Annotated in this window: 9 protein-coding genes, 1 tRNA gene, 1 other RNA gene and 1 pseudogene; 2 read left to right on the top strand and 10 right to left on the bottom strand. The window is 63.3% G+C overall.

The window, feature by feature from the left end:
- Positions 1-104: 104 nt before the first annotated feature.
- Positions 105-776 (top strand): ribose-5-phosphate isomerase RpiA, encoded by a 672-nt coding sequence (rpiA, locus tag K8I04_04305; protein MBZ0070935.1) that lies wholly within the window; start codon positions 105-107, stop codon positions 774-776.
- A gap of 410 nt (positions 777-1,186) precedes the next feature.
- On the opposite strand, the gene K8I04_04300 is transcribed toward rpiA, so the two are convergent.
- From K8I04_04300 to K8I04_04260, 9 genes and pseudogenes are all read right to left on the bottom strand, one after another.
- Positions 1,187-5,035 carry a DUF3683 domain-containing protein gene (locus K8I04_04300; GenBank protein ID MBZ0070934.1) on the bottom strand — a complete coding sequence of 1,283 codons (3,849 nt, stop codon included), beginning with the start codon at positions 5,033-5,035 and terminating at the stop codon, positions 1,187-1,189.
- Between the two features lie 491 nt (positions 5,036-5,526).
- A pseudogene (locus tag K8I04_04295) lies at positions 5,527-6,074 on the bottom strand (transposase).
- Positions 6,075-6,464: 390 nt separating this feature from the next.
- Complete coding sequence (locus K8I04_04290) at positions 6,465-7,511, bottom strand: porin (GenBank protein MBZ0070933.1); 1,047 nt, start codon at positions 7,509-7,511, stop codon at positions 6,465-6,467.
- Between the two features lie 717 nt (positions 7,512-8,228).
- A non-coding RNA gene (locus K8I04_04285) (RtT sRNA) lies at positions 8,229-8,362 on the bottom strand.
- A 31-nt stretch (positions 8,363-8,393) separates the two neighbouring features.
- Positions 8,394-8,467, bottom strand: a tRNA-Gln gene (locus tag K8I04_04280).
- A 75-nt stretch (positions 8,468-8,542) separates the two neighbouring features.
- Positions 8,543-8,902 carry a four helix bundle protein gene (locus K8I04_04275; GenBank protein ID MBZ0070932.1) on the bottom strand — a complete coding sequence of 120 codons (360 nt, stop codon included), beginning with the start codon at positions 8,900-8,902 and terminating at the stop codon, positions 8,543-8,545.
- A gap of 74 nt (positions 8,903-8,976) precedes the next feature.
- A complete protein-coding gene (gene rpsI, locus K8I04_04270; protein ID MBZ0070931.1) occupies positions 8,977-9,369 on the bottom strand; it encodes a 30S ribosomal protein S9 in 393 nt (130 codons plus the stop codon).
- A gap of 28 nt (positions 9,370-9,397) precedes the next feature.
- Positions 9,398-9,826: a 50S ribosomal protein L13 gene (rplM, locus tag K8I04_04265; protein MBZ0070930.1), complete on the bottom strand. Its 429-nt coding sequence runs from the start codon at positions 9,824-9,826 to the stop codon at positions 9,398-9,400.
- An 838-nt stretch (positions 9,827-10,664) separates the two neighbouring features.
- On the bottom strand, positions 10,665-10,973 hold the full coding sequence (locus tag K8I04_04260) for a (2Fe-2S) ferredoxin domain-containing protein (GenBank protein ID MBZ0070929.1): 309 nt from the start codon (positions 10,971-10,973) through the stop codon (positions 10,665-10,667).
- A gap of 316 nt (positions 10,974-11,289) precedes the next feature.
- Between K8I04_04260 and coq7 the strand changes: the two genes are divergently transcribed.
- A complete protein-coding gene (gene coq7, locus K8I04_04255) occupies positions 11,290-11,931 on the top strand; it encodes a 2-polyprenyl-3-methyl-6-methoxy-1,4-benzoquinone monooxygenase (protein MBZ0070928.1) in 642 nt (213 codons plus the stop codon).
- Positions 11,932-11,958: 27 nt separating this feature from the next.
- On the opposite strand, the gene speD is transcribed toward coq7, so the two are convergent.
- A complete protein-coding gene (gene speD, locus K8I04_04250) occupies positions 11,959-12,771 on the bottom strand; it encodes an adenosylmethionine decarboxylase (protein ID MBZ0070927.1) in 813 nt (270 codons plus the stop codon).
- Positions 12,772-13,032: the final 261 nt, after the last annotated feature.

Here is a 13,032-nt window from a genome sequence, read left to right as displayed (position 1 = left end):
CCCGACCCCCGAATCCCGGCCGCCGAATCCCGAGCAAGCGCTGGTACCTGCCCATGCAGGCCGTTATCATCAACCCCCGGACCTATCCACAAAAAGCGCACACCATGGATCAGAACGAACTCAAGAAGCTGGTCGCCGCGGCGGCCCTGGAATATGTCGAGGCCGGTACGGTCGTCGGTATCGGCACCGGCTCGACCACGAACCTGTTCATCGATGCACTGGCACGCATCAAGGGCAGAATCGAGGGCACGGTGGCCAGTTCAGTGGCCAGTGCCGACCGCTTGCGTGGTCATGGCATCCCGGTGCTGGACCTGAACGCCGCCGGTGAACTGTCGGTGTACGTGGACGGCGCCGATGAATCGACCCGGCATCTGCATCTGATCAAGGGCGGCGGCGGCGCACTCACCCGCGAGAAGATCATCGCCGGGGCGGCGAAGACGTTCGTCTGTATCGCCGATGAGTCCAAGCTGGTGGACGTGCTGGGCAGCTTTCCCCTGCCCATCGAGGTCATCCCCATGGCGCGCAGCTTCGTCGCCCGGGAGCTGGTCAAGCGCGGTGGCACCCCGGTGCTGCGCGCGGACTTCACCACCGACAACGGCAACGTCATCCTGGACGTCCACAATCTGAAGATCATGGACCCGGTGCAGCTGGAAGCGGAATTGAACAACATCCCCGGCATCGTCACCACCGGCATCTTCGCCATCCGCCCCGCAGACGTGCTGCTGCTCGGCACCCAGGATGGCGTAAAGACTTTAAAAGCAGGTGCTAGGACCTAGGTCCTAGGTTCTAGGTTCTAGGGCCGAGGGAAAACCTTTTTCCTTTACCTTGGCCCCAGGGAACCTCTGATGAATTCGTCATTGCGAGGAGCGTAGCGACGCGGCAATCTCCAAGTTGTTGATCTGCCGTCGACGGGGATTGCTTCGCTTCGCTCGCAATGACGGTACGACGAATTAAGCAGTGGTTCCCTGGGACTTAGTGCCGATTGGTAATGACATGATTGCCTGACACGCATCTCCCCACCCCTCCCCCTCGCGGGTAGGGGCTCGCCGATAATATCCATCGGGATAAAAATACTATCCTCCCGGATTATGCGTCGCTCTATCCGGACTACACAGCTGGGATCGAGAGGCGAGGTGAAGGAAGAAGGTTTTCCCTAGCACCTAGAACCTAGAACCTAGCACCTGATTCAAAGCAATACCCGCTCCACCCCGCCGTTGTTGACCCGCTCGATGAAGTCCCGCTGCCACTGCTCGCCCAGCAGACGGCTGGCCAGTTCGACGACGATGTAGTCGGTCTCCAGGCCAGTCTCGTCGGCGTAGCGCAGCAGGCCCTGCTGACAGGCCGGGCAGCTGGTGAGCATCTTCACATTGCCGGCCACGGCGTGGTCGGCGCCGCTGAGGTCACGGATGCCCTGGTGCAGCTCCTCCTGCTTGCGGAAGCGGATCTGGGTGGCGATGTCCGGGCGCGAAACGGCGAGTGTACCGGCCTCACCGCAGCAGCGGTCGGAGAGCTGCACCGGCTGGCCGAGCAATTGGGCGGCCACCCCGGTGGAGCTGTGGGTCTTCATGGGCGTGTGGCAGGGCTCGTGGTAGAGATACTGCACGCCGGCGACGCCCTCGGTGCCGATACCCTTCTCCATCAGGTATTCGTGGATGTCGAGCAGCCGGCAGCCGGGGAAGATCCGCTCGAACTCGTAGCTCAGGAGCTGATCCATGCAGGTGCCGCACGACACGATCACGGTCTTGATGTCCATGTAGTTGAGCGTGTTCGCCACGCGATGGAACAGCACCCGGTTGTCGGTGCTGATCTTGCGGCCGCGCTCGATGTCGCCAGCGGCGTTCTGCGGATACCCGCAGCACAGATAACCCGGTGGCAGCACCGTCTGCGCGCCGACCTCGTAGAGCATGGCGAGCGTCGCCAGACCGATCTGGGAGAACAGCCGCTCCGAGCCGCAGCCCGGGAAATAAAAGACCGCGTCCGAGTCGTCCGCGACCTTGGCCGGGTCGCGCAGGATCGGCACCAGCTTGCTGTCCTCCACCCCGAGCAGCGCGCGCATGGTCCGGGTCGGCAGACCACCGGGCATGGGCCGCTTCACGAAGTTGATGACCTGCTCGCGGACCGGCATGGCGCCGGTGGTCGCGCGCGGCGGTGCGCCGCTGTCGGGCAGCAGACGGCGCGCGACCCGATAGGCCAGCCGCTGACCGGCATAGCCCCACTCGATCATCGCCTTGCGCATGAGCCGGATGCTGCGCGGGTCGGTGATGTTCAGAAACGCCATGGCCGCCCAGGTGACCGGGTTGGTGCGCTTCTGGCCGCGCTCGCGCAGGATGTGGCGCATGCGGATGGTCACGTCGCCGAAGTCGATGTTCACCGGGCAGGGATTGAGGCACTTGTGGCAGATGGTGCAATGATCGGCCACGTCGTTCATCTCATCGAAATGCCGTAGCGAGATGCCACGCCGGGTCTGCTCCTCGTAGAGGAAGGCCTCGATCATCAAGCCGGTGGCGAGGATCTTGTTACGCGGCGAATACAGCAGATTCGCCCGCGGCACGTGAGTGGTGCATACCGGCTTGCACTTGCCACAGCGCAGGCAGTTGCGGATGTCGTCGTTGAGCGCACCCAGCTCACTCTCCTCGAGCAGCAGCGCCTCCTGCTGCACCAGGCGCAGCGACGGGGTGTAGGCATTGTCCAGGCCCGAGCCGGCCAGCAGCTTGCCGGCGTTGAAGCGGTTGTCGGGGTCGACCTGACGCTTGTAGGCGGCGAAGGCCTCGATCACGGCCGGATCCAGATAGCGGATCTTGGTGATGCCGATGCCGTGCTCGCCCGAGATCACCCCACCCAGCGCGGTCGCCAGTGCCATCACCCGGTCGACGATGCGTTCGGCGGCGTGCAGCATCGGATAATCACTGGAGTTTACCGGGATGTTGGTGTGCACGTTGCCGTCGCCGGCGTGCATATGGGTGGCGACGAACAGGCGGCTGGAGCGGACACGCCGGTGGATGCCGTCCAACTGCGCCGCCACCCCGCCCCACTCGCGCCCGGCGAAGATCTGCTTCAGCGGCCGCTCGACCTCCTGCCGGTAGGAGATGCGCAGCTCGCGCGTGAGCAGCAGCGACAGCAGCGTCTCGTCCGGTGGCAGACGAGTGGCGAGCTCCTCCGGCAGCAGATCGGTATGCGCCGCCGCGGCCTGATCGAGGTGGTCAAGCAGGCGACTCCAGCGCCCCGCCACGGCACGCAGGTGCTCGCGCGCGGCCTCGGTCTTGGCGGCGACGATGGCGCGGTTCTCGGCGCTGTCCTCGTAATCGGTGCCGGTGCGCAACTCGGGCAGCCCACCGTCGAGGTACTCCAGCACCGCGGCGATCATGGCGAGCTTGTTCTGCGTGGAGTGCTCGATGTTGATGCGCTCGATGCCCTCTTCGTACTCGGCCAGGCGCTCCAGCGGGATCACCACGTCCTCGTTGATCTTGAAGGCGTTGGTATGGGCGGCGATGGCAGCGGTGCGGGCGCGGTCCAGCCAGAAGCGGCGCCGCGCCTCGGGGCTGACGGCAACGAAGCCCTCGGCACCACGCGCGTTGGCCAGGCGCACCACGGCCGAGCCTGCAGCGGCCACGGCATCCTCGTCGTCACCGGCGATGTCGATCAGCAGCACCATCTTCGGCAGCTCGCGCCGCGGCGCCTTGGTGCTGTAGTTCACTGCCTTGATGTAGCGTTCGTCCAGGTGTTCCAGACCGGCCAGCAGCACGTCGGTGCGGGCATCCAGATAGTCCTTGGTCTCGACGATGGCCGGCACGGCGCGCCGCAGATCGGCGCCGAAGAATTCCAGGCACAGGGTCCGCGTGAACTTCGGCATGCGGTGCAGCACGAACACCGCCGAGGTGATCAGGCCGTCGCAGCCCTCTTTCTGGATGCCGGGCAGGCCACCGAGAAATTTGTCGGTGACGTCCTTGCCCAGACCCTGCCGGCGCAGCGAGGCACCCGGCAGCTGCAGGATCTCCGGCTCGCCGACGCGGCTACGGCCGTCGCGCCCATAGCGGGTCACGCGAAACGTCACCGTCCGCTGTTCGTGGATCTTGCCCAGGTTGTGGCCGAGGCGCTCCACCTCCAGCCACTGGGCGTCGGGCGTGACCATGCGCCAGGACACGAGGTTGTCCAGCGTCGTCCCCCACAGCACCGCCTTCTTGCCGCCGGCGTTCATGGAGACGTTGCCGCCGATGGTCGAGGCGTCCTGGGAGGTGGGATCGACCGCGAAGACATAACCGGCCGCCGCGGCGCGCTCGCTGACGCGGCGGGTGACCACACCCGCGCCGGCGCGCAGCGTGGCGACCTCGCCGTCCACACCCTCCAGACGCCGCCGCTCCACCTGGCCCAGTGCCTCCAGCTTCTCGGTGTTGATCACCGCACTGTCGCCCGACAGCGGCACGGCACTGCCGGTGTAGCCGGTACCGCCGCCACGCGGGATGACGGTCAACCCCAGTTCGATGCAGGCCGCGACCACGGCGCAGACCTCCTCTTCGGTGTCGGGGCTGACGACCACGAAGGGCATCTCGACGCGCCAGTCGGTGGCATCGGTCGCGTGCGAGACGCGCGCCAGCCCGCCGAAGTCGATGTTGTCGGTGCGCGTCACCCGGCCCAGGCGACGGCGCACCTTGCGGCGCAGCTCACGGGTGCGGGGGAACCAGGCCTCGAAGTGCTGCACCGCCGCATGGGCCGCATCGGCCAGCTGCAGTGCCAGTGCATTGCCCTCGGCGCGCGCGACGATCTGATCCAGGCGCAGGCGCAGCGCTTGCGCCAGCGAGGCCCAGCGTTTCTGATTGTCGAGCAGGTCGTCCTGGATATAGGGGTTGCGGTCGATGACCCACATGTCGCCCAGTACCTCGAACAGCATGCGCGCTGAGCGCCCTGTCTTGCGCGAGCCACGCAGCCGGTTGAGCACGTCCCACATCTCCGCGCCGAGATAGCGGATCACGATCTCGCGGTCGGAGAACGAGGTGTAGTTGTAGGGGATCTCGCGGATGCGGGCGGTGGACTGGGTCATCGGGGGCGGTCGGGGCACGGCGTCGGGTAGCGACTGGGACGCGCTATTCTAGCACCAGCCGGGGCGCGGGATGGGCCACGGAATGCACGGGAAAACCAAGCTGGCCAGGGCGCGAGGGCCCAGGCAAAACCCGGCCACGGAAGGCACGGACAAAACCTTTTTGGCCACGGAAACACACGGAAGAACACGGAATGTAAAACCCGCCCGATCGCCGCCTCCCGTGTCTTTCCGTGTGTTGCCGTGGCCAGTTGCCTTTTGCAGTTTCGCCGCTGCGCCCTGCGTAGGGTGCGTCGAGGCGCAGCCTGACGCACCGTCCCGCGGCCGCCATGGTGCGTCGCTGCGCCGACGCACCCTACGCAACGGAGAATACAAGGCGCGTCGATGCCAGCAACGCAACCGGGGTGACGTCGCGACGGCAACGAAAAGCGAAGGTAGGGTGCGTCGAGGCGCAGCCTGACGCACCACGCCCTAGCACCGTAACGACCCGGGCATCACTCCCGCCCGACGTCGTCACCCAGGGGTGGTGCCGCCAGACCGCCCCAATCCGGCGGATAGCGTCCCGCCCGCACCCAGCGATGGAAGGTCGAATGCACCAGTCAGCCGGGGCCGCGCACAGCCCGTGTCTGACCGGGTTGTAGTGAATGTAATCCGCGTGCGCCGCGAAATCGCGCGCATCGCGGATGGTGTGCTCCCAGTAACGCCGCTGCCACAGACCGCGCTCCTGCCGCAGGCGATAGCTCGCCGACAACCTCCGCTCCGGAAGCTGCTCACGACAGGCCTTCGCCACCAGCATCTTGATCAGGCGCCAGCGCGTCGCGTAGTCCCGATCCAGACGGGGCAGGGTCCAGATACAATGCAGATGGTCCGGCAACAGCACCCAGGCATCGATCGCGAAGGGGTGCAGCCGTCGGGTGTTCGTGATCGCCGCACGCAAGGCCATGCGCGCCCACTCTTCATACAGCCACGGCCGACGTTCGAACGTCACGAGCGTGAAGAAGAAGGTACCACCCGCAATCCAATTGCGTCGGTAGTCAGACATATCCATTCCTTGGACAAGCCGCCAGTGCACATTGACTGTAATGCGCACCAGAGAACATCGCAAGCACGGCACACTGTAGGGTGCGTCGGCGCAAGCGACGCATCACGACGATACGGGATGGTCGCACGGCGGGATGGTGCGTCAGGCTGCGCCTCGACGCACCCTACGATTACGCCGACCGCACGCAAAAACTGCAATGCGCACCAGAGAGCATCGCAAGCACGGCACACCGTAGGGTGCGTCGGCGCAAGCGACGCACCACGACGATACGGATGACCGCACGGCGGGATGGTGCGTCAGGCTGTGCCTCGACGCACCCTACAGCGCCCACGAAACAAAAAACGGGGCCCGAAGGCCCCGTTCCCGGTTCAAATCCGTCTGGCGACGGGATTAGAACTTGTGGCGGATACCCAGACCGAAGTGGTCGGTGTCGCCGCAACCGGCGCAGTCTTCACTCACCTGCGTGTAACCGGCATAGGTCATGGTGCGCTTGCTGAAATTGTACATGCCAGCAATCGTCCAGGTGTCGTACTCGGTGTTGCCGACGGCATCGTCGTCGTCACCCTGGCCGTAGGCGCCATAAATCATGGCATTGCCCATGGTGTAGGACGCGGCCAGATGCCACACATCGGCACCTTCGTTATTGGCACCCGACGAGTCGCCCGGCACGCCGTTGGCGATCAGGCCACCGTCTTTCTCGTACTGACCGTAGACGGTGATGTCACCGAAGCCGTACTTGCCGCCGACCTTCCAGGCGTCGTCCGAGCCACCCTGATCGGAGGTCACGTAGTCGACGAACACCAGGGCCGGACCGTTCTTGTAACGGGCACCCAGGCTGTAGGAGTCGTCATCGGCGCAGGTCGCCGATACCGTACCGACGTCGCACTGATCGTCGAACGAGTAGGTGAGCGCACCGCTCAGACCGTTGAAGTCCGGGGTATCATAGCCGATGGCGTTGGTCGCGCGGCCTTCACCGTTGGCGCCGGCGCCCAGGTGCAGGTCGGACTGCAGGCCGTTCATACGACCCTGGAAGCTGGTGCGGTAGAAGGGGTCGATCATGGCACCCGAGGACTTGTAGGTGGTGCTCATGGTGCCGAAGCGGACCTTACCGAAGCCGCCCTGCAGGCCGACCCACTGGTCACGGCCGCCGAAGCCGCTGGCAGCGCTGTCGCTACCACTCGGATCGATCTGGTATTCCAGCAGGAAGATCGCCTTCAGACCGTTGCCCAGGTCCTCGGAACCCTTCACGCCGATGGCGGACTGGTTGGAGTTCATGTTGATGTCGTCGCCGACCAGGCCGGCAGGCATGTTATCGACGTCGAGGTAGTCGAGAGACAGGTCGACCTGACCGTACAGGGTCACGTCGGCGTTGGCCGCGAAGGCCATGGAGCCTGCCAGCGCACCGGCGATGGCAGCGGAAAGAATCTTCTGGTTCATTGCGTATTCCCCTTATCCAGGAATGGAGTGGTTTGAAGCAGTGGTGAATCTAGTCCACCCTCAACATGAATGCAACACCTATTCGCAAAAAAACTACAATCCGTTCAGATTGTAGTTTTTAGGCAACACCGCATGTAGTAGCGCCTGCGGCCAGCAACGGCCGCCACCCCCAGATCTTGAGGGGCCGGTCACAAAAAATATTTTTCGATATCCGGAGTGAAGCCATGAGGAAACCGGCCCAAGACCCGGATTGACCACGGATTGGCCATGGAAACACACGGAGCTACACGGACAAAGGCAAACCCGTTATGGCTGCGCCACACACGAAGCAAACCGACGCGGAGGGAACGCCCCGGGGCTCGCGGAGGCTGTTGGGTTTACGTCACGCCGCAGCCGCGGCCGGACGGGGGCGGCTCAAAGAGCCCATTCATTAAGGAACTGAGTAATTCGTCATTACGAGCGCAGCGAATAACCCCCAAGCTGTTGATCTGCCGTCGAAGGAGATTGCTTCGCTTCGCTCGCAATGACGGTACGATGAATTAATCAGAGGTTTCTCACATGTTTTCCTGGCAAAAAAGGTTTTGTCCGTGTAGTTCCGTGTAGTTCCGTGTAGTTCCGTGTAGTTCCGTGTAGTTCCGTGTAGTTCCGTGTGCTTCCGTGGCCAATTTTTCTTTTCCCAAACACAAAACCCGCCACAAGGGCGGGTTCCGTGTTTATTGGCTGGGGGACTAGGATTACTCGCCGCTGACGCGGCTCGCCCTGCGGGCCGCCTCCGCTGCGCTGCGGCGTTCAGGCTCGCTGCGCTCGCCTGTCGAACCTGAGGTTCTCATCCCAGTCCCCCATAAACACAAAACCCGCCACAAGGGCGGGTTCCGTGTTTATTGGCTGGGGGACTAGGATTCGAACCTAGATTAGAGGAGTCAGAGTCCTCTGTCCTGCCGTTAGACGATCCCCCAAAATCACGGCGCAGGCGTCGTGAAGATACGAGTTGCAAGCAGCAAGATGCAAGTATTCAGGGCGTCTTCGGTACCTCAGCTCTTGACTTCAACAGCTGCGATGCTTTTGATCAAGGCGTAGATCATGCGTGACAGCTCACAGGTCTCGCTGATGAAGCGCCTCGATTGGATCACATCCAGATAACCCAATCGACAACCGATATACAGCTGTGTGCGCAACTCGCCGCACGAGCCCTTGGCGATTCGCAGGAAGCGCATCAGCTCCCGCCGCGAATCCCGCTCATAGCCTTCCGCAATGTTGGAAGGCATTGATAGCGCGGCGCGCGTCACCTGGTCCTTGAAGCCCAGATCCTTGCAGCGGCTCAATGCGGCATACAATTCGACGCATAACCGCGAACTCCGCTTCCACACTTCGAGGTTCTCGAAGGCATCCATGCCCTCCCCTCCCAAAAGACAAGAACTTGTATCCTGCCTCTTGTATCTCGTCTCTGCGCGGCGCGCAGATGACCTCAACGCTTGCTGAACTGTACTCCGCGCCGCGCTTTCCGCAGCCCGACTTTCTTGCGCTCGACCTCGCGGGCGTCGCGGGTCACGAAGCCGGCCTTGCGCAGCGGCGAGCGCAGCATCTCGTCGTGCTTGATCAGGGCGCGGGTGATGCCGTGACGGATGGCGCCGGCCTGACCGGTGGTGCCGCCGCCGACGACGGTCACGTAGATGTCGAACTGGTCACCCAGGCTGGTCGTCTCCAGCGGCTGGCGCACGACCATGCGCGCGGTCTCGCGGCCGAAATAGACGTCGAGCGGCCGCTGGTTGACGGTGATCTGGCCGGTGCCCCGGCGCAGGAAGACCCGCGCGGTGGAGGTCTTGCGACGACCGGTGCTGTAGAGTTGTTGCTGCGCCATATACGCGTTCCCGTGAATTTGAATCGAGTTAGAAGTCGAGCGGCTTGGGCTGCTGGGCGGCATGCTGATGCGCCGGTCCCGCATACACCTTCAGCTTGCGGAACATCGCACGGCCCAGGGGATTCTTCGGCAGCATACCCTTGACGGCGTGTTCGATGATGCGCTCCGGTGCCTTGGCGCGCAGCTTGTCGAGGCTGATGGTCTTGAGGCTGCCGACATAGCCGGTGTGGTGATGGTAGAGCTTGTTCTGCTCCTTGCGACCGGTCACGGCGACCTTGTCGGCATTGACGACCACCAGATAGTCACCGGTATCGACGTGCGGGGTGTACTCCGCCTTATGTTTACCGCGCAGCCGGCGCGCCAGTTCGGTCGCCAAACGGCCCAGGGTTTTACCGGCGGCGTCGACGACGTACCAGTCGCGCTTGACGGTTTCCGGCTTGGCACTGTAGGTCTTCATGACAGACGTAACTCCACACACCGACACTTGAGAAGACGCGGAATGGTATAGAAGTCAGGGACGAGATTCAAGACCGGGGCGGCTGGACCACCCCTTTGCCACGGAAGATACGGATAAACGCCGACAAAACCCGGATCGCGGGCAAAAAAAAAGCGCGACAGGGGGGTGTCGCGCTGAAACCACCAAAGGAGGATGGAGGAGTACCTAAACTACCGGCGTTGTAGAGGGGGACCGGTAATTCAGTATGTGTGAATTGTCTAATACTCCAATATGCTTGTCAACCCCCTTCCCGGGGGTGATACACGAGGCCTGCACAGTGAGGCAGCGCAGGCGTGGGAAAGTTCCTGGCCCACCCGGTGGGAGCTCGTTGGAGGAGGCGTGGACGGTGAGGTATGGGCGGCGGGAGGAGTCGGTGCGCCGCTCCCGCCGAGGGTGACACGGAACCCGTGGCCAACCAGGCGGTGTCCGCAATAACCCTCTCTTAAACCCTTCTTGGCCACGGAAGCACACGGAAGTACACGGAAAAAAGCTGATTACCGAAAACCCGGAGACCCAAGCACGGGCCGATGATCCTGGAATTTACGGATTGGGTTCTTTCCGTGTTGTTCCGTGTGCTTCCGTGGCCATAAGGGGTTTGCTTGCGGCCGTTTGTTTCCGTGGCATTCGCCTGACGGGGTGCACCACGTAGGGTGCGTCGGCACAACGACACACCGAGGGCGACATGGAACCCGGTGCGTCAGGCTACGCCTCGACGCACCCTACATGCAGTGCTTTCGTCCGTGGGCTCCGTGGCCGAGTTTGATCTTTCCGGGTGCCCGCACCACCACCCGCCCCGCCGTCAGATCCTGAGGCGTTCGACCGGGCGTCCGTTGACCAGGTGTTCCTCGATGATCTCGTCGATGTCCTCCCGGTCGACGTAGCGGTACCAGACGCCTTCGGGATATACGACCACGACGGGGCCTTCGGCGCAGCGGTCCAGACAGCCGGCGGTGTTGATGCGCACCTTGCCGGGACCGGCCAGCCCCAGTTCCTTGGAGCGCTGCTTGGCGTACTCGCGCATGGCCTGGGCATCGAAGCGTTGACAGCAGGCGCGGCCGTCCTCGCGCAGGTTGGTGCAGAAGAAGACGTGGTGTTTGTAGTAGTTCATCGCGACCGCTCCTTTCGTCGGGAGACACGATACAAGAGGCGCGCCGGATAGGACATAGCATGCCTTCCCTTAAACCCTCTCTTGGCCACGGAAGCACACGGAACAACACGGAAAAAGGCTGATTGCCTGAAACCCGGAGACCCAACCACGGGTTGATGATCTTGGGGTTTACGAATTGAATTCTTTCCGTGTTGTTCCGTGTACTTCCGTGGCCATAAGGAGTTTGCCTGTGGCCGTGTGCTTCCGTGGCCATAACGCAGAGTCCACCCGGGCCACGCGCTTGTCTCCGGCGACCCGGCTCTTGTATCGTGCCGGCATGGACCGACACTACTCCCCCTTCGATCACCTGCTGATCAACTTCGACCAGGCTTTGCGCACGGTGTTCGGCCAGCCGCTGGGCACGGACCGCGCCAATCCCGCCGACGCCGCCCCGGAGGCGGAATTGAGCGCCCGGGAACGCACGGCGTCGGCGCGGATGATGCGCGTCAACCATACCGGCGAGGTCTGCGCCCAGGCCTTGTATCAGGGGCAGGCGCTCACCGCCCGGCTGGAGGCGGTCCGTGACGCCATGGCGCGGGCGGCGCAGGAGGAGAACGACCACCTCATCTGGTGCCAGCAGCGCGTCGAGGAACTGGGCAGCCATACCAGCTATCTGAACCCGCTGTTCTACGTCGGCTCGTTCAGCCTCGGTGCGCTGGCGGGGGCGGTCGGCGACCAATGGAGTCTGGGCTTCGTAGCGGAGACCGAGCGTCAGGTGGTCGAGCACCTCGATGGGCACCTGCGGCGCATGGCCAGCGCAGACCGGAAGAGCCGTGCCATCCTGGAACAGATGAAGATCGACGAACAGCGCCACGGCACTGCCGCCCTGGAGGCCGGCGGCGCGGCGCTGCCGTACCCGGTCAAGGGGCTGATGCGGGCGCTGTCGAAGGTAATGACGGGGACGACGTATTGGATCTGAGGTCCTAGCACCTAGGACCTAGGACCTTTATTTCAACCCACCCTTGAGATTGCGGCCGTAGAAGATCTCCGCCATCTCGCGCTGCAGGCGCGCGCGGACCAGCTTCTCTTCCTTGGCCGTCAGTTCGTCGGCGCCGGTCCCGAACAGGTAGTTGTCCAGGTCGAACTCCTTCAGAAGCATCTTGGTGTGAAAGATGTTTTCCTGGTACACGTTCACGTCGATCATCTGATAGTTCAGGCGCGTGTCCCGGGACAGGAAGTTCTGGATGGAGGTGATCTTGTGGTCGATGAAGTGCTTCTTGCCACGCACATCGCGGGTGAAGCCGCGCACGCGGTAGTCCATGATGACGATGTCGGACTCGAAGACGTGGATCAGATAGTTCAATGCGCGCAACGGCGAGATGCGCCCGCAGGTCGACACGTCGATGTCCGCCCGGAAGGTGCTGATGCCGTTGTCCGGGTGGCTTTCCGGATAGGTGTGCACGGTGATGTGGCTCTTGTCGAGGTGCGCGACCACGGAATCCGGCAGCGGGCCGGGGGCCTCGGAATTGGACAACTTCTCGGAGAGTTCCTCGGAAATCACCGGCTCCTCGGAGATGAGCATGGTGACGCTGGCGCCCTGTGGTTCGTAGTCCTGGTGGGCGATGTTGAGGATGTTCGCGCCGATGATGCTGGAGACCTCGGACAGGATCTGCGTCAGGCGCTCGGCGTTGTAGGCCTCGTCGATGTACTCGATATATTCCTTGCGGTGCCGGCGGGTCTTGGCATAGCAGATGTCATAGATGTTGAAGCTCAACGTCTTGGTCAGGTTGTTGAACCCGTGCAGCTTGATCTTTTTCATCGCGGTTTTTTTCACGTCGCAGTACACCCGTTATCGTCAGGGGCCGGCCGGCCCGTCATCCACCGCCATTCGTTGAACCCCCAGGCGCGGGGCGCGCGATTATCCCACATTCGCGGCGACGGGTGGGTGATAAATCATCCGCACCACCGTTCCCTCGGGCCCCTAGACCTCCTCGGAATCGGCGCAATAGAAGCTGCGGGCGCCGTCGTGGCGCAGCGCAGGATTCACCTTTCATCCTGAAAACCGAAGATCTGGGGTGGC

Source organism: Gammaproteobacteria bacterium, assembly GCA_019911805.1.
Classification (GTDB): Bacteria; Pseudomonadota; Gammaproteobacteria; order Thiohalobacterales; family Thiohalobacteraceae; genus JAHJQQ01.
This window is presented reverse-complemented; position numbering and strand designations above follow the sequence as displayed.

Coding starts and splice junctions, on each gene's coding strand:
- rpiA (MBZ0070935.1), top strand. CDS start 105: ATGGATCAGAACGAACTCAAGAAGCTGGTCGCCGCGGCGGCCCTGGAA.
- K8I04_04260 (MBZ0070929.1), bottom strand. CDS start 10,973: ATGAACTACTACAAACACCACGTCTTCTTCTGCACCAACCTGCGCGAG.
- K8I04_04290 (MBZ0070933.1), bottom strand. CDS start 7,511: ATGAACCAGAAGATTCTTTCCGCTGCCATCGCCGGTGCGCTGGCAGGC.
- rpsI (MBZ0070931.1), bottom strand. CDS start 9,369: ATGGCGCAGCAACAACTCTACAGCACCGGTCGTCGCAAGACCTCCACC.
- rplM (MBZ0070930.1), bottom strand. CDS start 9,826: ATGAAGACCTACAGTGCCAAGCCGGAAACCGTCAAGCGCGACTGGTAC.
- coq7 (MBZ0070928.1), top strand. CDS start 11,290: ATGGACCGACACTACTCCCCCTTCGATCACCTGCTGATCAACTTCGAC.
- K8I04_04275 (MBZ0070932.1), bottom strand. CDS start 8,902: ATGGATGCCTTCGAGAACCTCGAAGTGTGGAAGCGGAGTTCGCGGTTA.
- speD (MBZ0070927.1), bottom strand. CDS start 12,771: ATGAAAAAGATCAAGCTGCACGGGTTCAACAACCTGACCAAGACGTTG.
- K8I04_04300 (MBZ0070934.1), bottom strand. CDS start 5,035: ATGACCCAGTCCACCGCCCGCATCCGCGAGATCCCCTACAACTACACC.